General features: G+C 62.0%; 21 protein-coding genes and 1 pseudogene. 13 read left to right on the top strand and 9 right to left on the bottom strand.

Annotation, left to right across the window (positions count from 1 at the left end):
* Positions 1 to 24: 24 nt before the first annotated feature.
* The 6 genes from JFT44_RS17920 to JFT44_RS17895 all read left to right on the top strand — a co-directional run bounded on the left by JFT44_RS17920 (position 25) and on the right by JFT44_RS17895 (position 6,797).
* A complete protein-coding gene (locus JFT44_RS17920) occupies positions 25 to 1,221 on the top strand; it encodes a cysteine desulfurase family protein (RefSeq protein ID WP_057960600.1) in 1,197 nt (398 codons plus the stop codon).
* On the top strand, positions 1,218 to 2,159 hold the full coding sequence (locus JFT44_RS17915) for a bifunctional oligoribonuclease/PAP phosphatase NrnA (protein WP_057960601.1): 942 nt from the start codon (positions 1,218 to 1,220) through the stop codon (positions 2,157 to 2,159). Before JFT44_RS17920 ends, JFT44_RS17915 begins: the two co-directional genes overlap by 4 nt.
* Positions 2,160 to 2,421: 262 nt before the next feature.
* Positions 2,422 to 3,765 (top strand): gluconate:H+ symporter, encoded by a 1,344-nt coding sequence (locus JFT44_RS17910; RefSeq protein WP_198830982.1) that lies wholly within the window; start codon positions 2,422 to 2,424, stop codon positions 3,763 to 3,765.
* Between the two features lie 26 nt (positions 3,766 to 3,791).
* Positions 3,792 to 5,147: a D-serine ammonia-lyase gene (locus tag JFT44_RS17905; RefSeq protein ID WP_198830981.1), complete on the top strand. Its 1,356-nt coding sequence runs from the start codon at positions 3,792 to 3,794 to the stop codon at positions 5,145 to 5,147.
* A gap of 33 nt (positions 5,148 to 5,180) precedes the next feature.
* Entirely contained in the window at positions 5,181 to 6,116 is a 936-nt protein-coding gene (gene dsdC / locus JFT44_RS17900; RefSeq protein WP_198830980.1) for a DNA-binding transcriptional regulator DsdC, read from the top strand.
* 177 nt (positions 6,117 to 6,293) lie between these two features.
* Positions 6,294 to 6,797, top strand: coding sequence for a hypothetical protein (locus JFT44_RS17895; RefSeq protein WP_057960605.1), 504 nt, complete (start codon positions 6,294 to 6,296; stop codon positions 6,795 to 6,797).
* Here JFT44_RS17895 and JFT44_RS17890 read toward each other — a convergent pair.
* The 3 genes from JFT44_RS17890 to JFT44_RS17880 form a co-directional block, all read right to left on the bottom strand.
* Positions 6,794 to 7,996: a benzoate/H(+) symporter BenE family transporter gene (locus JFT44_RS17890; protein WP_057960606.1), complete on the bottom strand. Its 1,203-nt coding sequence runs from the start codon at positions 7,994 to 7,996 to the stop codon at positions 6,794 to 6,796. The genes JFT44_RS17895 and JFT44_RS17890 overlap by 4 nt on opposite strands.
* A 53-nt stretch (positions 7,997 to 8,049) precedes the next feature.
* The gene (locus JFT44_RS17885; protein WP_198830979.1) at positions 8,050 to 9,552 is read right to left on the bottom strand and encodes a PLP-dependent aminotransferase family protein; all 1,503 of its coding nucleotides are present in this window, start codon (positions 9,550 to 9,552) and stop codon (positions 8,050 to 8,052) included.
* Positions 9,553 to 9,642: 90 nt separating this feature from the next.
* The gene (locus tag JFT44_RS17880; protein ID WP_128593725.1) at positions 9,643 to 10,101 is read right to left on the bottom strand and encodes a GNAT family N-acetyltransferase; all 459 of its coding nucleotides are present in this window, start codon (positions 10,099 to 10,101) and stop codon (positions 9,643 to 9,645) included.
* 193 nt (positions 10,102 to 10,294) lie between these two features.
* On the opposite strand from JFT44_RS17880, the gene JFT44_RS17875 reads away from it, so the two are divergent.
* Entirely contained in the window at positions 10,295 to 11,707 is a 1,413-nt protein-coding gene (locus JFT44_RS17875; protein ID WP_198830978.1) for a glycosyltransferase family 39 protein, read from the top strand.
* A 3-nt stretch (positions 11,708 to 11,710) separates the two neighbouring features.
* On the opposite strand, the gene JFT44_RS17870 is transcribed toward JFT44_RS17875, so the two are convergent.
* Positions 11,711 to 12,934 carry an OprD family porin gene (locus tag JFT44_RS17870; RefSeq protein WP_170045357.1) on the bottom strand — a complete coding sequence of 408 codons (1,224 nt, stop codon included), beginning with the start codon at positions 12,932 to 12,934 and terminating at the stop codon, positions 11,711 to 11,713.
* Positions 12,935 to 13,106: 172 nt separating this feature from the next.
* On the opposite strand from JFT44_RS17870, the gene JFT44_RS17865 reads away from it, so the two are divergent.
* The 5 genes and pseudogenes from JFT44_RS17865 to JFT44_RS29195 all read left to right on the top strand — a co-directional run bounded on the left by JFT44_RS17865 (position 13,107) and on the right by JFT44_RS29195 (position 19,733).
* Positions 13,107 to 14,009 (top strand): LysR family transcriptional regulator, encoded by a 903-nt coding sequence (locus JFT44_RS17865; protein ID WP_198818185.1) that lies wholly within the window; start codon positions 13,107 to 13,109, stop codon positions 14,007 to 14,009.
* 197 nt (positions 14,010 to 14,206) lie between these two features.
* On the top strand, positions 14,207 to 15,646 hold the full coding sequence (locus JFT44_RS17860) for an AbgT family transporter (RefSeq protein ID WP_198830977.1): 1,440 nt from the start codon (positions 14,207 to 14,209) through the stop codon (positions 15,644 to 15,646).
* Positions 15,647 to 15,665: 19 nt separating this feature from the next.
* Complete coding sequence (locus JFT44_RS17855) at positions 15,666 to 17,486, top strand: CocE/NonD family hydrolase (RefSeq protein WP_198831008.1); 1,821 nt, start codon at positions 15,666 to 15,668, stop codon at positions 17,484 to 17,486.
* A gap of 327 nt (positions 17,487 to 17,813) precedes the next feature.
* A pseudogene (locus JFT44_RS29200) lies at positions 17,814 to 18,830 on the top strand (methyl-accepting chemotaxis protein); the annotation flags it as partial.
* A gap of 39 nt (positions 18,831 to 18,869) precedes the next feature.
* A complete protein-coding gene (locus JFT44_RS29195) occupies positions 18,870 to 19,733 on the top strand; it encodes a methyl-accepting chemotaxis protein (RefSeq protein ID WP_370694600.1) in 864 nt (287 codons plus the stop codon).
* Positions 19,734 to 19,888: 155 nt separating this feature from the next.
* Here the strand turns inward: JFT44_RS29195 and JFT44_RS17845 are convergent, their stop codons facing one another.
* The 5 genes from JFT44_RS17845 to JFT44_RS17825 form a co-directional block, all read right to left on the bottom strand.
* The gene (locus JFT44_RS17845) at positions 19,889 to 20,257 is read right to left on the bottom strand and encodes a glyoxalase superfamily protein (RefSeq protein ID WP_057960612.1); all 369 of its coding nucleotides are present in this window, start codon (positions 20,255 to 20,257) and stop codon (positions 19,889 to 19,891) included.
* Positions 20,258 to 20,346: 89 nt separating this feature from the next.
* A complete protein-coding gene (locus tag JFT44_RS17840; RefSeq protein ID WP_198830976.1) occupies positions 20,347 to 20,718 on the bottom strand; it encodes a dermonecrotic toxin domain-containing protein in 372 nt (123 codons plus the stop codon).
* 106 nt (positions 20,719 to 20,824) lie between these two features.
* Positions 20,825 to 22,288, bottom strand: a complete 1,464-nt coding sequence (locus JFT44_RS17835; RefSeq protein WP_198830975.1) for an amidohydrolase family protein — start codon at positions 22,286 to 22,288, stop codon at positions 20,825 to 20,827.
* Between the two features lies 1 nt (position 22,289).
* Entirely contained in the window at positions 22,290 to 23,150 is an 861-nt protein-coding gene (locus JFT44_RS17830; RefSeq protein WP_057960615.1) for a MurR/RpiR family transcriptional regulator, read from the bottom strand.
* 26 nt (positions 23,151 to 23,176) lie between these two features.
* Positions 23,177 to 24,580 (bottom strand): gluconate:H+ symporter, encoded by a 1,404-nt coding sequence (locus JFT44_RS17825; RefSeq protein WP_057440211.1) that lies wholly within the window; start codon positions 24,578 to 24,580, stop codon positions 23,177 to 23,179.
* Positions 24,581 to 24,775: 195 nt separating this feature from the next.
* Here JFT44_RS17825 and JFT44_RS17820 point away from each other — a divergent pair, with 195 nt between their 5' ends.
* Positions 24,776 to 25,159, top strand: a complete 384-nt coding sequence (locus tag JFT44_RS17820) for a lysozyme inhibitor LprI family protein (RefSeq protein WP_198830974.1) — start codon at positions 24,776 to 24,778, stop codon at positions 25,157 to 25,159.
* Positions 25,160 to 25,167: the final 8 nt, after the last annotated feature.

Below are 25,167 nucleotides of genomic sequence, written 5' to 3'. Positions count from 1 at the left end.
AACAGAAAACTGGAAGTGTTTGATATGGATATTGCTGTGGATGCAGTTTATGCCGACGTCTGTGGTTCGGCACCGGTTTCAATGGCTGTCAGCAACATGCTTCAGGCGTTGTTCTCGACCCGCCAATGCGCCAACCCCAACGCCAATCACGCCCTCGGCGTTCAATTGCTCGAACGAGTCGAACGGGCGCGTGGCCGCATCGCCAGCCTTTTGAAAGTGGACGCCGACTGCCTGATTTTCAACAGCGGCTCCAGTGAGGGCTGTAGCCAGGTGTTTCATGATTTTTTCGAACGCTACAAACATGAGCAACCCTTGGTGCTGTACTCAGCGATCGAACACTCCTGCACCCTGCAGAACATAAACCGCTACGGTCTGGAAGGTCTGCAATCCATAGCGATCGGGCATCAAATGAACGGACTGCTCGACACTGCACAATTGGAACAGCTGCTCCGCACCCATGCAGGTCGCCCGACATTGGTTTGCGTTATGGCGGTGCATAACGAAACCGGCGTGATTCAACCGATCGAAGCAATCGCCCGACAAGTGAAGGCTGGGGGTGGTTTGCTATTTTCGGACATGACCCAGGCCATCGGCAAAATCCCTGTGGATCTGCACGCATCCGGCGTTGATTTCGCTATTGCGTCAGGACACAAGTTCGGAGCGTTGCCCGGTGCCGGTTTTCTATACGCCAGAAACCGCTACGGTTTGTCGCCATTAATTGTTGGCGGTGGCCAGGAAGGCGGGTTGCGCGGTGGTACTCAGAACTATCCGGGCATTCTTTCGATTGAAACTGCGTTGCAGGAGAAACAGCACAAATACGGCAACGGTAAAGTCGCGGTACAACAGAGCCGGGAAACATTTGAATCTAAGCTGCAAGCGATGCTGGGCGAAGTGGTCGTGATCGGTCAGCAAGCACCGCGTGTACCGTGTGTGAGCTTTATTGCATTGCCGGGCGTCAATACAAAAAAACTGCAGCTTGCCTTGAACAGGCAGTCGATCTACATAACCGGTGGGTCGGCATGCTCGGACAAGACACTCAGCCTGTCCAACACGGTTACACAACTGGGATATTCCGAGCAGATCGCCGGGGCCACGGTGCGCATTTCCATCGACGAAGAACATTGTCAATTCGCGTATGAGCGGATTCTGGAGGGGATCGCTCAAGCGCTGAAGCTGTCTTCAACTGTCTCGGCAGCTCACGCTGTGGCCCACGTGTTATGAGGGTGGTGACCTCAGGCTCGGCGTACCTGGACATCGATGCGTATGCCTGCTGCATTGCGTACGCCGAGCTGTTGAATCGCCAAGGCATTGAGGCTCGGGCCGTCAGTAGCGCCCCGCTCAATGCCAGCATCTCCAGGACTGTGCTCGGATGGCAGTCATCTCTGGATGACTATCTGCCGAGAGCGGGTGATGAGTTCGTGTTGGTGGATGTCTCCGACTACCACTATTTCGACCCGGTGGTGGTTCCTGAACAGGTGGTGGAAGTCATTGACCATCACCCAGGCTTTGAAAACTATTGGGCGCAGAAGCTCGGTTCTGCGGCAGACATCCTGCCAATCGGCGCAGCGGCGACCCTGATTTTTCAGCGTTGGGAAGCGTTGGAGCTGTTGCCGCTAATAAGCGAAAAAAGTGCTGCGTTGCTGGCCACGGCTATTCTGGACAATACCCTGAATTTCACCGGGCAGTTGACCACCCAATCGGATATCCGGGCTTATGAAGTCCTCGCACGGCGGGCGAAACTGGATGCGGGCTGGCCCGAGCGGTACTTGCGCGAGTGTCAAGCCACTATCGAGTCAGACTTGATTGGCGCGTTGGCGGTTGATATGAAGCGGCTGAAAGCCGATAGCAACCTGCCGCAGGTTTTCGCGCAGATGGCGGTGTGGGATGCCAGTGCGCTGATCCAAACGCATCGGTCAACGCTCGCCCACTGGATGGCCGCGCAGGGTGAAGACTGGCTGTTGAACGTCATCAGTATCAGCGAGTGCAAAAGCTACTTTCTGGCTGAGCCCTTGGCCAGCCAACAAAAGTTGAGCCATTTGCTGTCGATCCAATGGCAGGCCGGAATGGCTGTCCTTGAGTGCCCGCTACTGCGTAAGGAGCTGTTGAAGTTGGGGTTGGCGCGCACCTGCGTTGTTCCAACAAGCCTTCGCGGCAGTTAAAGAGGCTGCCGTGGCTGGGGATCATGCGCAATTTCATTGACGCCGCTGGCGGTGCACCCCGTCAGGGCCAGGGCAATACATCCTCCTGTAATGACCTGACAATTACGCAGGCGCCGCGCATTGTCATGCAATCGGCCGCCCCTGGCCATAAGTGAACAGGCGTCAGCTAGCGCCTGACGAATCATCGTTTGTCCCCGCCATAGGCCTGAAATCTAATCCATCGCAAACAACTAACAATAACTGCGATGGAGCAGACCCACCCATGTCCCCTACCTTTTCTCTATTGATCCTTGGCGCGTCCATTCTGTTGATTGTCGTGCTGATCGGTAAATGCCGTGTGCATCCGTTCCTGGCCCTGATCGCCGCCAGTCTGCTGGTGGGGGTCGGCACGGGCATGACTCCCACCGCGATTGTCTCGGCATTTGAGAAGGGCATGGGCAGCACGCTCGGGTTTCTTGCCGGCATCATTGGGTTGGGCAGTATCCTCGGCAAGTTGCTGGAGGAGTCTGGCGGCGCCAAGCGCATTGCGACCACGCTGCTGCGGCTGCTGGGTGAGCAGAACGCCGCGTGGGCGATGATGCTGGTGGGCTTTATCGCCGGGATTCCGGTGTTCTTCGAGGTGGGATTTGTGCTGCTGATCCCGCTGATTTATGTGGTTGCCCGTCAGACTCGGATTAACCTGTTGTACCTGGGTGTACCGCTGGCGACTTCGCTGATGGTGGTGCATTGCATCCTGCCGCCGCACCCCGCCGCCACGGCCATTACCGGCATGCTCAATGCCGATATCGGCAAGGTGATTTTGTACGGGCTGATCGTCGGCTTGCCCACTGCCGTGATCGCCGGGCCGATCTGGGTCAAGCTGACTTGTGCGCGGCAGGCCCCGGCCAACCAGGCGCAGTTTTTGGCTGAGCGTGGTGAGGGGAGCATCGACGACAGCCAGGCCCCCAGTTTCGCGATGGCGATGATCACCGTGCTGTTGCCCTTGGCGCTGATGGTCGGCAAAACCCTGGCCATCCCCTTGCTGGCCAAAGGCTCGATGGCGTTTGAGTGGGTGTCTTTCATAGGTAACCCGCTGATTGCCCTGGCGCTGTCGATTTGCTTTGCCTACTGGTCCCTGGGCCTGCGCCGTGGGCTGGGCATGGGCGATTTGCTCGACCTGACCCACCGCGGCTTCCCGCCGCTGGCCGGCATTCTGCTGGTGATCGGCGCCGGCGGGGCGTTCAACGACATGCTGGTCGGCAGCGGCATCGGCAAAGTCCTGGCGGACGTGCTGGGCCAGTCCAACATCAACCCGATCATCCTGGCGTGGTTGATCGCCGGGCTGATGCACTTCGCCGTGGGCTCGGCCACCGTGGCCATGATCAGCACCGCCGGCATGGTGTTGCCGATCCTCGGGCAGAACCCGCAATACAGCCCCGAGATCCTGGTGATCGCCATCGGTGCCGGCGCCATCGGCTGGACCCACGTGACCGACTCGGCGTTCTGGGTCGTAAAAGAGTACCTGGGGATTTCCCTCTCCGAAGCCCTCAAGAAATTCACCGGCGCCACCGTGCTCGCCTCGGTGGCAGCCCTGGTCTTTACCCTCATCCTTTCCCGGTTTGTGTGATGAACCCCACTCCAAAGGCAGTTCCCATGATTCAAGGCAAAACCCTAGACGCCTGGTATGCAAGCCATCCCATTATCCAGCAATTGGTCGCACTGGAGCCGCTCAGTTGGTTCAACCCCGCGATCGCCCCGGCCGCTGTAGCGCTTGAGGATGTCGGCCTGACCCTGGAGGATGTACAAGACGCCAGCGCGCGCCTGCTTCGCTTCGCGCCCTACCTCGCCAAGGTGTTCCCGGAGACGGCGGCGGCGGGTGGCATCATCGAGTCCGCGATCCAGCCGCTGAAGGCCATGCAGCACGCGCTGTTGAGCGAAGCCGCCCTCCCCGACTGCGGCGCGCTGTGGCTGAAAAAAGACTGCGACTTGCCGATCTCCGGCTCGATCAAGGCCCGGGGCGGTATTCATGAAGTCCTCAAGCACGCTGAAGACCTGGCCCTGCAGGCAGGCTTGATTACCCTCGACGATAACTACGCGGCCTTGGCCGACGAGCGCGCACTGGGGTTTTTCAGCCAGTACAAAATCGCCGTTGGCTCCACCGGCAACCTTGGCCTGTCCATCGGCATCATCAGCGCCACGCTGGGTTTCCAGGCGACGGTGCACATGTCCTCGGATGCGCGCCAATGGAAGAAGGACAAACTGCGCGCCAGCGGCGTGACGGTGGTGGAATACGCCTCCGACTACAGTGTTGCCGTGGAAAACGGCCGCCAACAGGCGCAAAACGATCCGGCCTGCTATTTCATCGACGATGAAAACTCGCCCCACCTGTTCCTCGGCTATGCCGTGGCCGCCGAGCGCCTGGCCCGGCAATTTGAAGTGGCCGGGGTGCGGGTGGACGCCGAGCATCCGCTGTTCGTGTATCTGCCCTGTGGTGTTGGCGGCGGCCCTGGTGGCGTGGCGTTTGGCTTGAAGCTGGCGTTTGGCGATGCCGTGCACTGTGTGTTTGCCGAACCGACCCACTCGCCGTGCATGCTGCTCGGTGTGTATACCGGGCTGCATGACCAGGTGAGCGTGCAGGACTTCGGCATTGACAATGTCACCGCGGCTGACGGCCTGGCAGTGGGCCGCCCCTCCGGCTTCGTCGGCAAGGCAATGCAGCGCCTGGTCGATGGCTACTACACCGTCACCGACGAAGAACTCTACCGCCTGATGTTCCTCGCCCACGAGCTTGAAGGGGTAAAACTCGAACCTTCGGCCCTGGCCGGCGCGCCAGGCATTGTGCGGGTGCTCAAGGACGCGCAGTATTTGCAGCGCATTGGCGTCTCGGCGGCACAGTTGGCCAGCGCCACGCACTTGATCTGGGGCACCGGCGGCAGCATGGTTCCCGCCGAAGAGTTCGCCACCTACCTGGATAAGGGGCGCGCTCTGCAAACCACAATCCATCGTTGATCGCCGGCGGTTGACGCGAAGAGGGACACCCACATGGCAGCACTTGGCCTGGGCAAAGCGCCGAAGCTCACCGGCGCCCACCTGTCCAATCTGCATACCTTCCTGGTCGCCGCCCGCCACCTCAGCTTTGCCCGCGCCGCTGACGAGCTGTGCCTGACCGCCAGTGCGGTCAGTCACCGCATAGCGCGCCTGGAAGAAGAACTGTCGCTCAAGCTGTTCCATCGCTTGCCGCGCAAGGTCGACCTGACCGATGACGGCGAGCGTATTTTCAAGGTCATGCAGCACACCATGGACACCCTGTCCGAGGCCGTGCAAGAACGCTCCGACAGCCAGATCGAAGGCCAGCTGTGCTTCTACGCACGGCCCTCCGTCGCGCAATGTTGGTTGGTCCCCAGGCTGGCCGATTTCACCGCCCGCTACCCTGGGATTCAACTGGATGTGCGGGTCGGCAACGAACCGATCGACTACCGCACCCGGCGCATCGACCTGGTGCTGTGTTACTCCAACGGCGAGCATCCGGGCCTGGAAAGCCTGCGCCTGATGCCCGAGCGGATTGCCCCGGTGTGCAGCCCGCAATATGCCCAGGCCCATGGCCTGATGGGGAACCCGGAACGCCTGGCACAGTGCACGGTGCTGCACGATGTGGCGGCATGGGACAACATTTCATTCGATGCAGAATGGCGTTTATGGCTGGATGCGGTGGGCGACAGCAGCGAACTGCCAAGCCGCTTCATGACCTTTGACCGCTCCGACTTGAGCACCCTCGCGGCGATCAACCATGCGGGCGTGGCCATTGGCCGCGAGCAACTGGTGCGCAAGCGTGTGCAAGATGGCGAACTGGTGCTGCCGTTCGGCGGGTTCAGGGAGGCGTTCAACTATGGCTACTATCTGGTCCACCCCGCGCACAAAACCCTGCCCAGACGGCTCAAGGCGCTGATCGACTGGCTGGTCGAACAAGCCCGGGGTTGAGGTGTGCCAAGGCAGCTAAACCCGAGAACAACGCGCGCGCCATCGCGGTGATTTCAGGCTGACAGCTAACGGCAAGCGTCCATGCCAAGCCCCTTGTTAGAGGCCCGGCGATGCTTATACTCCTGCGCTGTACCTGTCGCGTTTACGCCCTTTTGTTATGCATGGAAGCCATTTGAATTGAGAAGACCGCTGACCTCTACACGCCTGCTCGTCGGTCTGGGCGTACTACTTTTCGTGGCAACAATCGGGTTATGGGTGTTCTGGCTCGACCGCATCGTGTACTTCAATACGTTGAGCGTGATGATCTGCCTGGTGACATCGCCCCTTTTGGCTGCGGTGGCATTTGTGCTGGGGGTGCGGCGCAGGAATCCGCGCCTCAAATTTACAATAATGGACTCGCTGGAAGAGGCGATCTCGGCGCTCGCCGTTATCGCCGTGGCAGAATTTTTCGTGTTGTCATTGCTTGTGTTTTTTTCCAGCACAAGACCGGGTGATTACATCGCCCGCTACGAATACACCTCCGGCGGCAAGCGGTGCAGCGGGTTGCAGGTCTACGATCGAGAACTCGAAAAACATATAAAAATCTGCCACCCGGATGCGCTTAGGGCGGGTGGCAAGGTCAGGGTCGAAAAGCGCAGTGGCCCGTTGGGTATCACGGTGAAGCGCGCCGAACTCCTTTAGCCCGCCGCACGCGTCTCAACCCGGCGCCCACCGTGAATCACCCCATGCACCAGCAACCCCGCCACCAGCCCCCAGAACGCGCCGCCAATGCCCAGCAACGTGACATTGGCCGCCGTTGCCAAAAAGGTGATCAACGCGGTTTCCCGGGTGCGTGTATCGGCCATCGCATTGGCCAGGCTTGAACCGATGGCGCCGAGCAGCGCCAGGCCCGCCAAGGTGGTGATAAACGCGCGGGGCAGGACCATGAACAAGGTTGCCAACGTCACGCCAAACACCCCGACCAGGATGTACAGCGCCCCACACACCAACCCGGCGATGTAGCGTTTGGACGGGTCCTGATGGGTATCGCGCCCGGTGCAGATCGCCGCCGTAATCGCTGCGACATTGAACGCGTGGGCGCCGAACGGTGCCATCAATAAAGACCCCAGGCCGGTGACGGTGATGATCGGGTTGGCGCTGGTCTTGAACCCGTCGTTGCGCAGCACCAGCATGCCGGGGATGTATTGCCCGGTCAGGGTAATCACGAACAGCGGCAAGGCCACGCCAAAAAACGCCGCGATGGAAAAGTGCGGCATTTCAAACACCGGGGCGGCCAGTTGCAGCTCCAGGCTGTGCAGGTCAAGGCGCTGTTGGGCGAGCAGCAGCCCTAGACCAATCAACAGAATCCCGACCATCGCATACCGTGAAGTGAAGCGGCGCAGCACCGCGTAGGACACCACCAGAACAATCACCAGCAGCGGGTCCGCGCTGGCGCCACCAAACGCCGCCACACCAAATTGCAGGAGAATCCCCGCCAGCAAACCCGCCGCAATGCCACCGGGGATCAGCCGCACCAAGCGCTCGAACGCTCCGCTCAGTCCCAGCACGATAAAACCGAGGGCACACATCACATAGGCGCCGATCACTTCGGCATACGGTGTAAACGGCATGACCGTCGCCAGAAAGGCCACCCCCGGCGTCGACCACGCGGTGATGATCGGCTCGCGGTAGCGGTAGCTCAACCACGCGCCGGTCACGCCCACGCCGATACTCACCGACCAGACCCAGGAAGCGGTTTGCGCCGCGCTCAACTGCGCCAGGTGGGCAGCCTGGAACACCAGGACAAAGGTGCCCGCGTAATTGACGATGACCGAAATCAGCGCACTGATGCTGGGGGACAGGTAGTCGGCGAGGCGTAGGCGTGGGGCGGGTCGGTTCATGGCGCGTTCCTTGTGTTGAGGCCGCACAGGCTAACAAGCACCGGCCCGCCCTTTCAGTCCACTTCGCCGCCTTGCGCCAGACCACTCTTGAGCACCTTGGCCAACTGCCGGCTGGCACTCTCGATTTCACTGGGCGTCAGCGCCGAGAACCCCAGCAGCCAGCCGCCCCGTGCCGGTGGCCGGGCATAGAGCCGCGTCAGGCCCGGCAACTGGATACCCACCCGCGCCGCCTGGCGAATCGTCTCCAGCTCCGACCATCCCTCATGCAGCACACAGGGCAATTGCAAGCCACCGGGCGGCAAGCTGGCGGTGACCACATGGCTCAAGTGGCGCTCCACCGCCTCGGCCATGGCATCACGTCGCTCGCCGTAGATTTTGCGCATTGCGCGGATATGGCTGCCGAAATGCCCGTCGTTCATAAACCGCGCCAGGGTCAGCTGGGCGATTTGCGGGGTATGGCCGTCGAGGATGCTGCGGGCGTAGGTCATGGGTTTGACCAACTCCCGGGGCAGCACCATAAAGCCCATGCGCAAGCCGGGGTACAGGGATTTGCTGAAGGTGCCGAGGTAGATCGTGCGCTGGGAGCTGTCCAGGCCCTGCACACAGGCGGTCGGCAAACCTTCATAGTGAAACTGGCTGTCGTAGTCGTCCTCGATAATCCAGCCTTGGCGCTGTTCGGCCCAGGCGATCAGGTCCAGGCGCCGCTCCAGCGCCAGGGTGGCGCCAGTGGGGTATTGATGGGACGGCGTGACATACACGGCGTTGGCGCCGCTGCGGTCGGCGCGCAGGGCGTCGATACACAGGCCTTTGGCGTCCACCGCAACCGGTACCACCTTGAGCTGGGACATTTCAAACGCCTTGCGGGCGCCGAAGTAACCGGGGTCTTCCATCAGGATCGGCTGGCCTTCATCCACCAACACCTGCGCGCACAAATACAGGGCCTGACGCGTACTCGACAGCACCAGCACCTGATCCGGCGTGACCCGCGCCCCGCGTTCCAGGTTCAGGTAGTCGGCGATGGCCTGGCGCAGGGGTTCGGCGCCTTGCGGGTCGCCATGCAACAGCAGGTTCGGGCGGTAATCCTTCAATGCCTGGCGGTGCAGGCGCTCCCAGATGCCCACAGGGAAGGTCCGCGTTTCCGGCAGCCCTGTGGCAAACGCCTTGACCACCTGTTGGTCGGTCACCCCGCCGCTGGCAAGGATCTGCGCGCCCCTGGCACTCAGCGCCGCGACCTGGTTCGCCACCACTGGCTGGCGCTTGCACGCGCCCAGCAGGCTCGGCCCGATCTTCTCGGAAACGTAGCTACCCGAACCTTCACGCCGGCACAGGTAACCGTCCAGTTGCAGTTGGACGTAGGCCATTTCTACGGTATCCCGGGAAATGCCCAGTGACTTGCCCAACGTACGCGTGGCGGGCAACCGACTGCCGGGCGCAAGAATGCCCTCCAGGATCAGCTGACGCAGCACGCGCTGCACCCGCACACGCAAATCCAGGGAGGCCAGCTTGGGGTCCGTCAGGCGGATCTTCAGCGTGTCCAGTTCAAGGTTGTGGGTCATTGACTTGGCCAAGGGGTAAAAAAGCATGCATCTTTGTGCGATGCCGCCGATATGTCCACGAGCAATATCGGCGAGCTTTGCCGTCGGGTGTTACAGAGCCATCCGATACTCGATGCAGCCCGAGTCCTCGGCGATCCAGTTGTAGAGTTTCTGCGCACGCTTGTTGGTCTGCTGGGTATGCCAGTACAACCGGGCGCAGCCGTGGTGTTGCGCATAGCGCTGGACCCATTCGATCAACAGTTTGCCGGTACCGCCGCCGCGTACCGTGGGGGCCACGTACAGGTCTTCGAGGTAGCAGAAGTCGGCGACCGCCCAGGTCGAACGATGCAACAGCGCATGCACCAGCCCCACCAACTCATCGCCATGCACCGCCACGGCACAGGCCATGGCTTCATTGGTATCGAGCAAGCGGCTGAAGGCAGTGCGGGTGGTGGCCTCATCCAGGCTGACTTGATAAAAGTCCTGGTAGGCCAGCCACAGTTGCAGCCATTGCTCATAGTCTTCAGGTTGCACTGCCCTGACCACGATTGCCTGTGGATCGTTACTCATCGCGTTCTCCTATCGGGAAGCCCGTTCCGGGATGGATCGGGACCCGGCAATGGTAGGTTTCCAAGGCGGCGGCGAACCGACCACTTCCAGACCACCTGGCAGGCCAATCCGCAACGGGCACTCCGTTCACAATTCGTTAAGGATTGCCTTCGTATACTCCAACGCTGCCCCCTAGCATCCGGTAACTCACCCCATGACACGCCCTGCCCCGCTGTTGCTGCTTGCCGGTCTGCTGTTCTTCGTGGCCCTGGGCAATCACGAGTTGCAAGGCTCCACCGAAGCCCGAGTGGCCGGGATTGCCATGGCCATGCACCTGGATAACGACTGGGTGGTGCCGCGCCTGTTCGGTGAGCCCTTCCTGGAAAAACCACCCCTGAGCCTATGGCTGGATGCCGGGGCGATCCGCCTGTTTGGCGCCAGCACCGGCGCGGTACGACTGGCCTCGGCGTTTGCCGGGTTGTTCAGTGTGATGCTGCTGTACGGCATGCTGCGCCGCTTCGGCCGGCCTACGTCCCTGGCGTTTGGCGCCGCGCTGGTGCTGGCGACCATGGCCAGTTACTGGAGCAACGTGCGCGGCGTGGGTGAGGATGCGTTGCTCAGCCTCGGCGTGACCCTGGCGCTGCTCGCCTTCTACCAGGCCACCCGCCCGGAGTCCCAGCCCGGCGCCAATATCGGCACATGGCTGCTGTTTACCTTGGGGATGGCCATCGCCACCTTGAGCAAAGGCGTGCTGGGCCTGGCGATGCCGGGCATTGTGATTTTTGCCTACCTGGCCTGCACCAGCCTGTTGGACAAGCGCGTGCGGCCCGGCCAATGGCTGCGCCCGGGCATGTTCACCTTACTGGCGCTGGTGCCGTTGTTTATCTGGCTGGGTTTTCTGTATCAACGGGGTGGGATGCAGGCGGTCGGTGAGGTGTTGTGGACCAACAGTGTCGGACGTTTCAGCGGCTCCTTCGTCGAAGCCGGGCATTACGAGCCGATCTACTACTACCTGGCCAAACTGCCCGAGGCCTTTTTGCCGTGGAATATCCTGGTGTACCTGGGCCTGTGGCACTTTCGCAAAAGCCTGGCGAGCAATCGTTACCTGCTGTTTTTCAGCCTGTGGCTGGTCGCGCAATTTACCCTGCTGACCTTCGCCTCGAGCAAACGCATCGTGTATCTGATGGCCCTGACCCCGGCGGCGGCGGTCCTCGCGGCCGAATATGGCGCAGTTCTGCTCAGCCGCGTGCCCGCCTATCGCCGTGGCTTGATCAGCGGCGTGTTTGCCGTGGTGATTGCCTGCTACCTGGGCGCGGCTATCTGGCATGCGCCCAAGGCCGACCGGCGTGAGTCCTTTGTACCGCTGACCCGCCAAATCCAGGCATTTCAGGCCCAAGGCCACAGGGTGGTGCTGTACCAGCCCAACGAGCGTGTGGCCGGCGCCACCGTGTTTTACACCCAGAACAACTTGCCGATCCTGCAGACGGAGGCACAACTGCGTGCCTATCTCGATGCCAGGCCGGGCAACCTGGCGTTGCTGGACCGTATCGAGCAACTGACCACCCCGGTCACCGCTCTCAAGCAGATCACCGTGGGCAGCCGACCCTACTCCTTTGTCGAACAGTAAGGCCTACCAGAGCGCCAAATCGTACGTCAGGTAGACCCGGTAGTTATCGCGGTCACTGGCATAGGTGGAACGGTAGGTGGCCTTGCGCAACTCCACGCCCAGGCCTTTGAGGGTGCTGTCCTGGATCACGTAGCGCAGGTGGGTGTCGGACTCCCACTCGCGGGCTTCGCGGCCCTTGAAGTCGCCGTTCTGGCCCTTGTAGTAACGGGTCATAAAGCTCAGGCCCGGCAGCACGGCGGCAAAATCGTAGTCATAGCGCAGCATCCAGGTTTGCTCACCGGCCTGGATAAACTTGCCGACCCCGGCGTTGCTGAACGAGTACACCGTGGACACGCTGGCATAGGGCAGCGCGGTGTCGCCACTGACCTTTTGGTAGCCCACACCCAACGCCTGCGGCCCCAGCCGATAGGTGAACAGACCACTGAACATGTCGCTGTTGACCTTGCCGTTACGCGCCTCGCCGGCCTCATTGCTGATGAAGTAGCGCAAGTCACTGGTCAGGCTCCCCGCGCCCAACGGCTGCTTATGCACCAGGCCGAGGAATTGCTGACGATAGAACTCGCGCATTTCCCCGTAGTACCAGGTGCCACTGAGCGTAGGCGTGAAGGCATAGGTGGCGCCGGCGAAATCGAAGTCGCTGCCCTTTTTGCCGCTGTAGCCCTGTGGATAAATATCCACGCTGTCGCTGGAGTTACGCAGTTTGAATTGATCCAGGTGCCCGCTGTGCAGGTACAGGTTGCGGATGCCCGTGTATTCGACCTGGGTGCCGCGAAATGTCTGGGGTAGCAGGCGCCCATCGTTATGCACCAGTACCGGGATCTTGGGCAGCAAGGTGCCGGTTTTCACCACGGCCGCGCCGATGCGCATTTTTGCGGTCACGCCGAGGCTGGAGAATTCATTGGCGGCGCGCCCATCATCGTGGACCGGCAACAAACCGGTGCCGGCGTGGGTGCGGCTGGAGTCGAGCTTGATCCCCGACAGCCCCTGGGCATCCAGGCCAAAGCCGACGGTGCCCTCGGTGTAGCCCGACTGCAGGTTGAGCAAAAAGCCTTGCGCCCATTCCTTGCGGTCCTCGCCACCGTCGCGATAACCGTCGTTGAAATAGTAATTGCGCAGGGTCAGCTTGCCATGGGAATCCTCCCAGAACCCCTGGGCCATCAGCGAAGGCGACAGACTCGCCAGCACCCCGACGGTGACCACGCCACCCCTGGTGAAAAGCTCACGCATAACTGTTTCCTCAATGCCGTATTGTCGATTTTTATGGGCAGTTGCTCCGTGTGCCAGGCTGGACGCCAGGTCACATTGGGGCGGACACTAACGGCTTGCCGAACGCCCCACAACGTTATGCGAGAAGCGCATGACGCTATGCGCAAAGCCGCCCTTCGACAGGAAATCCACGGTGAATCTCAAGCAACTCGAAGCCTTCAAGGCGATCATGTCCACCGGCTCGACCATCGGCGCAGCCACCCGTATGGGCTTGTCGCAGTCTGCGGTCAGCCGCCTGTTGAGCCAGTTGGAAGACGCCCTGGGGTTTGCCCTGTTTCTGCGCAAAAAGGGCCGGTTGATGGCCACGCCAGAGGCCGAGGAACTGCTCACCGAAGTCGCCGGCCTGGTGGACGGCATGCAGCGGATCCAGCGTCTGGCGGACGAAATGCGCGTCGGCCGCTCGCGCAAAAGCCTGCTTAAAGTCGGCGTGCCCACCAGCATGACCCAGGAATTGTTGCCGCGTATTGTTGCGGACTTTCTCAAGGACCATGACGACACCGTGGTCGAACTGCTGACCGGTTCCTACGACATGATCGAGCGCGCCGTGCTGGACCGCTCCGCCGACCTGGGTTTTGTACGCCTGCCCACCGAGATCCCCGACTTCGATATCGAGCCGGTACTGCACACCGAAGGCGTGTGCGTGATGCCGGCCGACCATCCACTGAGCCGCCACGCGTTCATCGAGGTGCAGCATCTGCGCAATGTGCCGTTGGTGATGCTGGGTCGGCAACGGGCGGTACGTACCGAGTTGAACCAGATGTTCCGCGCCGCCAACCTGACGCCCCAGGTACGGGTCGAAGTGCACTCGGTGGGCGCCGCCTGCAGCTTTGTCGCCGAAGGCCTGGGGGTGTCGATCGTCAATGGCTTGCTGGCCAGCCACTTCATGCACCTGCCGATTGTCAGCCGGCCGTTTCGCCCCGCATTGCCCTATGAATTTGGCCTGGCATTTCGTGCCGACGAGCCGCGCTCACAGTTGGTAACGGCATTTGCCGAGCACCTTAAACAGCGCCTGAATCCCATTGCGAAAATCCCGTAACCCTCTGCGCGGTCGGAGACCAGAATCCCCTCTCGGCATCCCGAGCGCTGCGTAAAACGCATACCCCAACCCGCACGACGCATAACGTTGTGGGCCTGCGCGCGATGCCCTAGTGTCCGCCCAACCAAGCGTCACTACCCACAACAATAACAGCGCACGCACCCCGCTCAGACGGGGACCGCGCCGGGGCCGCAAGCATGACCGAACCGCAGATCCTCCGTACCCCGTCGCCCACCGAGGCGGCCGCAGACAAACCCGTGCAACGCAAGCAAATCAACCCGGCGATCATTCTGCTGAGTATCGTCCTGCTCGCCGTCGCCTTCACCTACGCGGTGAATGCCGGCAAGTTCCAGCGCCAGAATGGCCTGGTGGTGCCGGGCTCGTATCAGGTGCTGGAAAAGCAGGACTCCTTCAGCCAACTGTTCTCCCTGGAACCCCGCAAGGCCGGCGACACAACGGCCCGCCCGGTATCGTTGGTGGAAGGTTTCATGGCCATTCCCCAAGGCATCGAAAAGCGTGCGGCGTTGATTTTCATGGTGCTGTTCATCGGCGGCATGTTCGGCGTGCTGAACAAGGCCGGGGTGATCGACGCCGGGCTGGAGCGCCTGCTAGGCATGACACGAGGCAATATCTACGTGCTGGTGCCGAGCCTGATGCTGGTGTTTTCCGCTGGCAGTACCTTTATGGGGTTGGCCAAGGAATTCATCCTGATCGTGCCGTTGATGGTGGCCATGGCCAACCGCCTGGGGCTGTCGAACCTGATTGGCCTGGCCATCGTCACCATCTCGGTGAAGATCGGCTACCTGGCGTCCATCTCCAACCCGGTGGCCTTGTCCGTGGCCCAGCCGATGGTCGGCCTGCCGATCTTCAGCGGCTTGAGCATGCGCGTCGCGGCCTATTGCACCTTCCTGTTGGTGGGTATCGCGTTTGTGCTGTGGAGCATTCGCAAGCACGGCTTTGATGCCAGCGCGCAGATCACCTTCGAAAGCAAACCCCTGCCGATTCGCCACCTGCTGAACCTGCTGGTGCTGGGCGGTGGCATCGGCTTCCTGGTGTATGCCTCGAACCGCTGGGGCTGGAAATACCATGAGCTGTCGGCGTTCTACCTGCTGCTGACCGTGGCCTTCGCTTTGATCGCCGGCCTGGCCGCGAGCACTGCCGCCAGCGCGTTTGTCGATGGGATGAAGAAGGTGCTGATCGCCGGCGTCCTGATCGGCCTGGCGACCGCCGTGGAAATCATCCTCAGCACCGGCCAGGTGCTGGACACCATCGTCAACAGCCTGGCCAACCTGGTGGGCGACCACGGGCCGGTGGTCTCGGCCTACGGCATGTTCTTCGCGCAACTGGGGCTGGACGTGCTGATCCCCTCCACCTCCGGCCAGGCCGCGGTGACCATGCCGATCTTCGGGCCACTGGGCCAGTTGTCCGGGGTCAGCCCGCAAACCACGGTGTTTGCCTTTTTGATGGGCAACGGCCTGACCAACATGATCACCCCGACCTCCAGCGGTCTGCTGGTGCTGCTGGCCACCGCCAACGTCGGCTGGGGCCAATGGGCGCGCTACATCCTGCCGCTGTTCCTGATCTATGCGGTACTGGCGATGGTGCTGCTGGCCATTGCCGTGCAAACCGGATACTGAGTCGATGAGTGTTTTACCTATGCAAACCCTGCACAACCAGATGATCGCCATGCGCGACGGCATCCACCTGGCCACCGATATCTACCTGCCGGCGGGCGGCGAAGGGCCGTATCCGGTGGTGATCGAACGTACGCCCTATGACAAGTGCAAACCGTCGCGCTCGGAAAAACAGCTCGACGGCCAGCACATCTCCCGCGAGCAAATGGCGGCGCGTTTTACCGCCCAGGGGTTTGTCGCGATCTTCCAGGATTGTCGCGGGCGCTACGCCTCCGAAGGGGTGTTCACCAAGTACACCGCCGAGGGCGAAGACGGTTTCGACACCCTGGCCTGGATCGTTCGCCAGCCATGGTGCAACGGCAAGATCGGCAGCATGGGCCTGTCCTACGCGGCCCACACCCAACTGGCGATGGCCTGCCTGCATCCGCCGGGCCTGAGCAGCATGGTGCTCGACAGCGGCGGCTTCGCCAACGCCTACCAATGCGGGATTCGCCAGGGCGGTGCGTTTGAACTCAAGCAGGCCACCTGGGCGTTTCGCCAGGCCAAAGAAAGCCCGCTCGCCCTGGCCGACCCGCAGGTGCGCCAGGCGCTGGAAGACGAAGACATCCATGAATGGTTCCGCCGCATGCCCTGGCAGGCGGGCCAATCGCCGTTGCGTCATGTGCCCGAGTACGAAGCCTATCTGCTGGAGCAGTGGGCCCAGGGCACCTTCGGCCCCTACTGGCAGAAATCGGGGATTTATGCCGAAGGTCACTACGGGCGCTTGCCGGATATTCCGGTGCTGTTCATGTCCAGTTGGTACGACGCTTATGTCAGCTCGACCCTGGCCAACTACACCGCCTTCAACCGCGCCAGCAGCGCGCCGCAACGATTGATCATGGGGCCGTGGTTGCACGGTGACCGCAATATCAGCCATAGCGGCGATGTGGAGTTCGGCGCCCAGGCCGTGTTTGACGGCCAGGTGGCGCAGGATTGGTTGAGTTGCCGCCTGCAATGGTTCGAGCAATCCCTCAAGCCCGGGACGCAGCCACCGGCAGCCCAGGTGCAGGTGTTCTTGATGGGCGGTGGCAGCGGTTTGCCGGATGAGCAGGGGCGCCTGCAACACGGCGGTCGCTGGCTGCAGGGCGAACAATGGCCGCTGCCTGGCACCCAGTCGCTGACCTTGTACCTGGATGCGCAACGGCAATTGACCGAGGTTGCGCCCAGCGCTGACGAAGCTGTGTTGGGTTACTACGCCGACCCAGCCAACCCAGTGCCGACCGTGGGCGGTGCGTTGACATCCGGCGCGCCGATTTTTGTCGGCGGCGCCTTCGACCAGCGCGAACGCCCGGACTTTTTTGGCACCCGGGGTGACAATCGCCCCCTGTGCGAGCGCGACGATGTGCTGAGCTTTCAGACTGCGCCCCTGAGCGAAGACCTGATCGTCGCCGGGACGGTGCAGATCGAGCTGTGGATCGACAGCGACGCGCCGGACACCGACTTCACCGCCAAGCTGGTGGATGTCTACCCGCCGAGCGCCGCTTACCCGGAAGGCTTTGCGATGAACATCACCGACGGCATCCGCCGCTGCCGCTATCGTGACGATTGGGAGCAGCCCAGACCGCTGACACCCGGTGAGCGGGTGAAGGTGAACATCGAGCCATTTGCCACCTGCAATCTGTTCAAACAGGGCCATCGCCTGCGCTTGGACATTTCCAGTAGCAATTTCCCGCGCTTCGACGTCAACCCCAACAGCGGCGAGAACGAGGGCCAGGCCAGCCATCCGCGCATTGCGCACAATCGCCTGCACCTGAGCCGGGATGCGGCGTCGTGCCTGGTCCTGAGCATCCTGCCAAAAAGCTGATCCCCCTATCCCCCTGACCAGCGGCCGTGTTGTGGCCAGCGGCCGTGTTGTGCCGAGCGGGCTTGTTGTGGCGAGCGGGCTTGCCCGCGTTGGACTGCGCAGCAGTCCCCTCTCCTGGGGAGGGCGCTACGCCCCCCCCAACGCGGGCAAGCCCGCTCGCCACAAAGGGAAGTCAGCTTTTTAAAAGTGACCACTCATCCACGAATCCCACATTGATTAAAAAACCGTTTCAGCTCTCGCCCTGCCTGCCGATATCCCCAGACTATCCATCGGCTGGGCGACCTTCCAGCAACTGATGTACACGCAATCTGTTCCTGGAGGAATTCGATGAATACATGGTTTGGCAACATCAGCGTCAACTTGAAACTGGGCCTGGGCTTTGGCCTGGTGCTCGTGCTCACCTCGATCCTCGCACTCACCGGCTGGACCAGCCTGGGCAGCCTGATCGACCGCAGCAACTGGATGAGCGACATCACCCAGCTCAATTCATCGCTGACCAAACTGCGCATCGTGCGCCTGCAGTACATGCTCGCCAACGGCGACGAAGCCGTGGCGCAGAATGTGCAGACCACCCTCGACAGTTTTGCCGCGCAGCAGCAACAGTTGGTCAACAGCTTCAAGAGCCCGGAAAACCTCAAGCTGCTCAACGAGCAGAAAGACACCATCACCGCCTACCGGCAGTCGCTGAACAAAATGCGCGAGGCCTACCGCAACGGGAACGCCGCACGCCAGACCATGGGCGAACGCGCCGACGCAGCCGGCCTGGTGATTGCAGCCCTGGACCGCAGCGTGCGGCAGATGCCTGAAAGCAGTGAGCGCTTCGCCCAGTACGAAGCCGTCAACCACGCCAAGGAAGAGTTCCAGGTGGCGCGCTATGAAGTGCGCGGCTACACCGGCAACGTCAACCCAGACACCGAAGCCCGTGCAGAAGCGCAAATCGAATCGGCGATCAATGGCCTCAAAGGCTTGAAGAACGTGTTCGGTGAAGCCCAGCAAACCGAGCTGGCCGCCCTGGAAAACGCCCTGGGCGCCTACCGCACTGCGCTGCAGGCGTATAAAGCCGCCAACGCCAATATCGTTCTCGCCCGCCAGGAAATGACTGTGCAGGGCGCCGATATCGTGTCGCGCAGCGAAGCACTGTATGACATCCAACTGCAACGCCGCGACGCCGAAAGCGTCCAGGCCCGCAGCCTGCAACTGATCAGCACCGTGCTCGCGCTGTTGGTGGGGATTATCGCCGCGCTGGTCATCACCCGGCAGATCACCCGCCCGCTGCAGGAAACCCTGGCGGTGGTCGAGCGCATCGCTTCCGGCGACCTGAGCCACAACATCCAGGTGACCCGTCGCGATGAGCTGGGCGTGCTGCAACAAGGCATCCAGCGCATGGGCAGCACCTTGCGCGAGCTGATTTCCGGTATCCGCGACGGCGTCACGCAGATCGCCAGCGCTGCCGAAGAGCTGTCGGCCGTGACCGAGCAGACCAGCGCCGGGGTCAACAGCCAGAAGATCGAGACCGATCAGGTGGCCACCGCGATGCATGAGATGACCGCCACCGTGCAGGAAGTGGCGCGCAACGCCGAACAGGCTTCCCAGGCCGCATCCACCGCCGATGGCCAGGCCCGCGAAGGCGACAAGGTGGTGGCCGAAGCCATCGCCCAGATCGAACGCCTGGCCGACGAAGTGGCGCGTTCCACCGACGCCATGGCGCACCTGCAACAAGAGAGCAACAAGATCGGCAGTGTGATGGACGTGATCAAGGCCGTGGCCGAACAGACCAACCTGCTGGCGCTCAACGCCGCCATCGAAGCCGCACGTGCCGGTGAAGCCGGCCGCGGGTTTGCCGTGGTCGCCGACGAGGTCCGCGGCCTGGCCCAGCGCACGCAGAAGTCCACCGAAGAAATCGAAGGCCTGGTCGCCGGTTTGCAGAACGGCACCCAGCAAGTGGCCACGGTGATGAACAACAGCCGCAGCCTGACCGACAGCAGCGTCGAACTGACCCGCAAGGCCGGCGTCTCCCTGGAGAACATCACCCGCACGGTGTCGAACATCCAGTCGATGAACCAACAGATCGCCGCCGCCGCCGAACAGCAAAGCGCCGTGGCCGAAGAAATCAGCCGCAGCATCGTCAATGTGCGTGATGTGTCGGAGCAGACCGCAACGGCCAGCGACGAGACCGCCAAGTCCAGCGTCGAACTGGCACGACTGGGCAGCCAGTTGCAGCAGATGGTCAGCCATTTCCGGGTGTAAACAAAAAGCCGCCCCGGCCGAAACCGGGGCGGCTCCACTTCTCAGGCCTTGACGGTCATCGAAGCTGTCTCGCAGGAATCGCCAGACGTGCTAAACACGCAGGCCATTCACCACGAGGTGTGACAAACAGCGGCTGATGCCCTGCCATTTGTCGATCAGGCCTGGCCTTCCTCGACAAACACCAGCCGATTACCAAACGGATCCTTGATGCTCATCTCCCGCGAGCCCCAGGGTGTTTCCTCGACGCCCGGCTTGGCAAAGCGATAATTCTTGGCCTGCAATTGCTGCTGGAACCCATCCACCCCTGGTGCCTGGATCCGCACCGCCGCGCCCGGCGAGGCGTCGCCATGGTGCTCGGATAGATGCAGCACGCACTCGCCCAGCGACACTTGCAGGTACAACGGAAAATTCGCTTCGAACCGATGCTGCCAATCCACCTTGAACCCCAGGAAGTCGACGTAGAACTCCAGCGCCTTGGCCTCGTCGAAAATCCGCAGGATGGGGGTGACTTTTCCTAACTGCATAAGGCTCTCCAAATCCACAAAACATCCTGTTGTCAGGCTACCACCCTACCCCAAGGCGAGCGTGCTGTGAACGCCAGTCGAGGCAGGATTCAACCGTGGGCCCTGCCGGCGGTGCCATAGCGCTGCGCCGAAAAGAAATCGCTGGCGACCGCCTCGGTGAGGGTCATGGAGGACTCGGGCGTGCCGCTGTGCGCCCAGCCGGTCACCGCGCCACTGCTGTGCGTGATGTTGGCGGACGAGAATTTATGCAGGTAGACCTTGTCAGGGTCGATCCATTGATGGGTCAGGTTCCAGACTTTTTCCTGGATCCAGCCTTTGATCGTATCCCGGGGAAAAGGAAAGGTGTCCAGCGTGTTGGCGGCTGGCACATTAGCTTCGTCCGTATGGTCACCGACGCGCACCGAGGCAGTGAAGATGGATGGGTTACCGAAATGACTGACGCTTTCATATTGATTGTGCATACAGGCTCTCCGTAAGAAGTCCCGTCCATCTTAGATAGCGCTCCCACAGCCACAACCTGCGTTTTGTAAGCCCTCATTGAGCACAATCTGACACACCTCATGGCTGTCACACCTGGGCAAAACCCCGCCGCAAATCACCACTGCGCGCCAGGAAGCGCCCCGCCCGCTGGCCGTTCGCCTGCCCGTCGCAGTAGCTCAACACACCATTGACCCACACCCCATCAATGCCCTCAGCGGCACGTTGCGGGTCCTTGAAGTCCGCCACATCCCTTACCCGCAACGGGTCGAACAGCACCAGGTCGGCCCAATGCCCCTCGCGGATTTCCCCGCGCTCGGCCAGGCCAAAGCGCGCGGCCGACAAGCCGGTCATTTTGTGTACCGCTGTGTGCAGCGGGAAAAGTCCCAGGTCACGACTGAAATGTCCGAGTACCCGCGGGAATGCGCCCCACAAGCGCGGATGGGGGAACGGGTCTTCCGGCAAGCCGTCGGAGCCCACCATCGACAGCGGATGGGCAAGGATGCGTTGCACATCGGCCTCATCCATTCCGTAGTACACCGCCCCCGCCGGTTGCAGGCGACGGGCAGCGTCCAGCAGGGATACACCCCACTCGGCGGCGATGTCCTGCAAGTCACGCCCGCCCACTTCCGGGTGCGGCGTGGACCAGGTGATGGTGATGCGGAAGGCATCGGTGACTTGCTTGAGGTCCAGGGTCGAGGAACTGGCGGCATAGGGATAACAATCGCAGCCCACCGGATGGGTCTTCGCCGCCTGCTCCAGGGACGCCAGCAATTGCGGGCTGCGCCCCCAGTTGCCGGCGCCGGCACATTTGAGGTGGGAAATAATCACCGGTGCCTGGGCATGGCGGCCGATCAGAAACGCCTCGTCCATGGCCTCCAGCACCGGTTCGAATTCACTGCGCAGATGGGTGGTGTACACCGCGCCAAACGCCGTCAGTTCTTCACTCAATTGCAGCACTTCGTCGGTGTCGGCGTTGAACGCGCTGGCGTAGGCCAGGCCGGTGGACAAGCCGAGGGCGCCCGCTGCGAGGCTTTCCTGCAGTTGCTCGCGCATCGCCGCGATTTCGGTGGCGGTAGCGGTGCGGTGCAGGTCGTCCATATGGTTACTGCGCAAAGCGGTATGGCCAATCAATGCCGCGACGTTGAGGGCCGGGTGAGCGTTTTCCACCGCCGCGCGGTAATCGATGAAACGCGGATAGGCAAACGCCTCGGCATTGCCCAGCAGGTTCATCGGGTCTGGCGGATCGCCACGCAGGCTGACCGGCGAGGCGCTGATGCCGCAGTTGCCGACGATCACCGTGGTCACGCCCTGGCTGAGCTTGGGCAGCATCTGCGGCTGGCGGATCACCACCGTGTCATCGTGGGTGTGGACGTCGATAAAACCCGGCGCCAGTACACGGCCATCGGCTTGGATCTCATGCTCGCCCTGGGCCGCCGACAAGTCGCCGATCTTCTCGATACGCCCCGCGCGCAGCCCCACGTCAGCGAGATACCCCGGCGTGTTGCTGCCATCAATGATCAGCGCCTGGCGAATCAGCGTGTGGTACTTCATCTCAATCTCCCAGCGGCAGGCTGTCAGGGCCGCCGCGATAGTCGTCCAGGGCCAGCTTGATCCGGCGCAGGCGCTCCTGATTGTCGTCCGGCATAGCCAGGGCCAGTTCAGTGGCGAGCAAATCAATGGCCAGCAGCATGCCGTAGCGCGCCGCCGTGGGTTTGTAGATAAAACTGGTTTCGGCCGGTTGCAGCGGCAGCAGCACGTCGGCCAACTGCGCCAGCGGCGAGTCGGCCAGGGTGATGGCGACAATCCGTGCGCCGTAGTTGCGGGCCAGTTCCACCACGCCCAGCAACTCGGGCGTGAGGCCGGTCAGGGAGCAGACAATCAGGGCGTGCTCGGCACTCAATGTGGCGGCCGTGACCCGCATCATCACCGGATCGCGGCAGGCAGCAATCGAATAGCCCAGGCGCACCAGACGCACTTGCAACTCTTCGCTGCACAGGCTCGACGGGCCGCCCATGCCAAAGGCGTGGATCATCCGCGCCTTGCCCAGCAGGTTCACCGCATCGACAAAACCAGCCTGATTGAAGCCGGACAGGTGCTGGCGCAGCGTCCCTTCGATATCGCCGAGGATCTGCCGATGAAATGCCGACTGCTCTGGCAACCCCGCCGGGTCGAGAAAACGACTGCCCACACCGCTGGCCTGGGCCAGTTGCAGGCGCAGGTCGCGCAAGTCACGGCAGCCGACGCTGCGGGCAAAGCGCGACAAGGTCGCGGTGCTGACCTCGGCCCGCTGGGACAACTCTTCCAGGCTGGCGGATGCGGCAAAACCCACATCATCGAGCATCAGCCGGGCGATACGCCCTTCGCCAGCGCTGAAGGAATCCTGGCGGGCGCGGATCTGGTAGAGGATGTCCATGGGGTCTCCGGGTTACAGGATGAGGCTCATAAAACAAGAGACAGGCCGTAGGTCAGACCGAAGGCAACCAGCGAAATCAAAGTCTCCAGCACGGTCCAGGTCTTGAAGGTCTGGATCACCGTCATATTGAAGTATTCCTTGATCAGCCAGAAGCCGCCGTCGTTGACGTGGGAAAAGATCACCGAACCGGCACCGGTCGCCAGCACCAGCAATTCCGGGTGTGGATAACCCAGGCCCAGGGCCACCGGGGCGACAACGCCCGACGCGGTGGTCATGGCCACGGTGGCCGAGCCGGTGGCGATGCGCATCAGCGCGGCAAACAACCAGCCCATCACCAGTGGCGACAGGTTGAAGGCGTTGGCCATGCCGAGGATTTCATGGGTCACGCCGGCGTCCACCAGGATCCGGTTCAAGCCGCCGCCCGCGCCCACCAGCAGGGTGATACTGGCGGTCGGCGCCAGGCACTCGTTGGTGAACTTGAGGATCGACTCGCGGTTGAAGCCCTGGGCCAGGCCCAGGGTCCAGAAGCTGACCAGGGTCGCCAACAGCAAGGCGATCACCGAGTTCCCGATAAACAACAGGAACTGGTTGAAGCCGCTGCCGGGCGTGGAGATCAGGTTGGCCCAACCGCCGATCATCATCAGCACCACTGGCAACAGGATGGTGCCCATGGTCAGGCCGAAGCTAGGCAGGCGGGTGCGCGGTTCGCGCTCGATAAACTGGCGTTCCAGCGGGTTTTCGGCGGGCAGGTGGATGCGCGGCACGATGAACTTGGCGTACACCGGGCCGGCGATGATCGCGGTGGGGATGCCGATCAAAATCGCATACAACACGGTTTGCCCGACCGAGGCGTTATACGCCAGCACCGCCATCATTGCCGCCGGGTGTGGCGGCACCAGGGCATGCACCACCGACAGGCCGGCGACCATCGGCAAACCGACCATCAGGATCGACACGCCCACGCGCCGGGCCACGGTAAAGGCAATCGGCACCAGCAATACAAAACCGACCTCGAAAAACAGCGGCAGCCCCACCAGGAAGGCAATGCACACCATGGCCCAGTGGGCATTGCGCTCGCCGAAACGGTTGATCAGGGTGCGCGCCACCTGCTCGGCGCCGCCGGACTCGGCCATCATCTTGCCGAGCATGGTGCCCAGGGCCACCACCAGCGCGATATGCCCCAGGGTCTTGCCAACCCCCGCCTCGTAGGAACCCATGATCGTATCCGCCGGCATCCCGGCCAGCAGCGCCAGGCCGATGGACACCAGGGTGATGACGATAAACGGGTTGAGCCGGTAACGTGCAATCAGCACGATCAATGCAATGATGGCGATGGCAGCGTATGCCAACAGCCAGACGCCCGGTGATGCGGCCATGCGGTACTCCTCGGAAAGGGTCACGTCGAATTGGTTGTGAAACTCATAAATCATTACCGAGGAGCATTTTCAAATTTTATGAAAGTAATTTTCGCCCACAGATAAGCGCTGTCGCTTTGGGACATGCCCGCAGACTCAGGATGAAAATCAGGGGATCGTTCTTACATGCAGGCCGGGCCCAATGCGGGAAACTCAACGGCCACTGTCCGGTCTCAGATTGCACACCGAATCATCCTCAGGAAGCCCGTCATGAACCGTAGAACCCTTACCCTCAGCGCGTTACTGCTGGCCTTGTCCGGCACCGCAACGGCCGCCGACAGCAGCCCGGCCCTGCAAAAGTGCCTGGACGCCGCCAACACCACGGCCGCGATGGTCGGCTGCAACGCCCAGGAAACCAAGGTGCAGGACAAGCGCCTGAACAGCGCCTACCAAACCGCACTGCAGGCCCAGCAAGGCCCGCGCAAGCAGCAACTGCAAGATGTACAGCGCCTGTGGATCAAATACCGGGATGCCAATTGCGCCTTCGCCGGCTCCGCGACCGGCGGCAGCATTGATCAAGTCAACGGCTCGGGTTGTGTGCTGGACATGACCCGGACCCGCGCCGATGAACTGGAAAACCTCGTCGGCCCATAACCCCCCTC

This window comes from Pseudomonas sp. MF5691, from assembly GCF_016405645.1.
GTDB lineage: Bacteria > Pseudomonadota > Gammaproteobacteria > Pseudomonadales > Pseudomonadaceae > Aquipseudomonas > Aquipseudomonas shahriarae.
This window is presented reverse-complemented; position numbering and strand designations above follow the sequence as displayed.

What these genes read in the sequence shown, in the direction of transcription:
- JFT44_RS17920 (WP_057960600.1), top strand. Translation starts at nt 25, where the DNA reads ATGGATATTGCTGTGGATGCAGTTTATGCCGACGTCTGTGGTTCGGCA.
- JFT44_RS17915 (WP_057960601.1), top strand. Translation starts at nt 1,218, where the DNA reads ATGAGGGTGGTGACCTCAGGCTCGGCGTACCTGGACATCGATGCGTAT.
- JFT44_RS17910 (WP_198830982.1), top strand. Translation starts at nt 2,422, where the DNA reads ATGTCCCCTACCTTTTCTCTATTGATCCTTGGCGCGTCCATTCTGTTG.
- JFT44_RS17905 (WP_198830981.1), top strand. Translation starts at nt 3,792, where the DNA reads ATGATTCAAGGCAAAACCCTAGACGCCTGGTATGCAAGCCATCCCATT.
- dsdC (WP_198830980.1), top strand. Translation starts at nt 5,181, where the DNA reads ATGGCAGCACTTGGCCTGGGCAAAGCGCCGAAGCTCACCGGCGCCCAC.
- JFT44_RS17890 (WP_057960606.1), bottom strand. Translation starts at nt 7,996, where the DNA reads ATGAACCGACCCGCCCCACGCCTACGCCTCGCCGACTACCTGTCCCCC.
- JFT44_RS17885 (WP_198830979.1), bottom strand. Translation starts at nt 9,552, where the DNA reads ATGACCCACAACCTTGAACTGGACACGCTGAAGATCCGCCTGACGGAC.
- JFT44_RS17880 (WP_128593725.1), bottom strand. Translation starts at nt 10,101, where the DNA reads ATGAGTAACGATCCACAGGCAATCGTGGTCAGGGCAGTGCAACCTGAA.
- JFT44_RS17875 (WP_198830978.1), top strand. Translation starts at nt 10,295, where the DNA reads ATGACACGCCCTGCCCCGCTGTTGCTGCTTGCCGGTCTGCTGTTCTTC.
- JFT44_RS17870 (WP_170045357.1), bottom strand. Translation starts at nt 12,934, where the DNA reads ATGCGTGAGCTTTTCACCAGGGGTGGCGTGGTCACCGTCGGGGTGCTG.
- JFT44_RS17860 (WP_198830977.1), top strand. Translation starts at nt 14,207, where the DNA reads ATGACCGAACCGCAGATCCTCCGTACCCCGTCGCCCACCGAGGCGGCC.
- JFT44_RS17855 (WP_198831008.1), top strand. Translation starts at nt 15,666, where the DNA reads ATGCAAACCCTGCACAACCAGATGATCGCCATGCGCGACGGCATCCAC.
- JFT44_RS29195 (WP_370694600.1), top strand. Translation starts at nt 18,870, where the DNA reads ATGGGCAGCACCTTGCGCGAGCTGATTTCCGGTATCCGCGACGGCGTC.
- JFT44_RS17845 (WP_057960612.1), bottom strand. Translation starts at nt 20,257, where the DNA reads ATGCAGTTAGGAAAAGTCACCCCCATCCTGCGGATTTTCGACGAGGCC.
- JFT44_RS17840 (WP_198830976.1), bottom strand. Translation starts at nt 20,718, where the DNA reads ATGCACAATCAATATGAAAGCGTCAGTCATTTCGGTAACCCATCCATC.
- JFT44_RS17835 (WP_198830975.1), bottom strand. Translation starts at nt 22,288, where the DNA reads ATGAAGTACCACACGCTGATTCGCCAGGCGCTGATCATTGATGGCAGC.
- JFT44_RS17830 (WP_057960615.1), bottom strand. Translation starts at nt 23,150, where the DNA reads ATGGACATCCTCTACCAGATCCGCGCCCGCCAGGATTCCTTCAGCGCT.
- JFT44_RS17825 (WP_057440211.1), bottom strand. Translation starts at nt 24,580, where the DNA reads ATGATTTATGAGTTTCACAACCAATTCGACGTGACCCTTTCCGAGGAG.
- JFT44_RS17820 (WP_198830974.1), top strand. Translation starts at nt 24,776, where the DNA reads ATGAACCGTAGAACCCTTACCCTCAGCGCGTTACTGCTGGCCTTGTCC.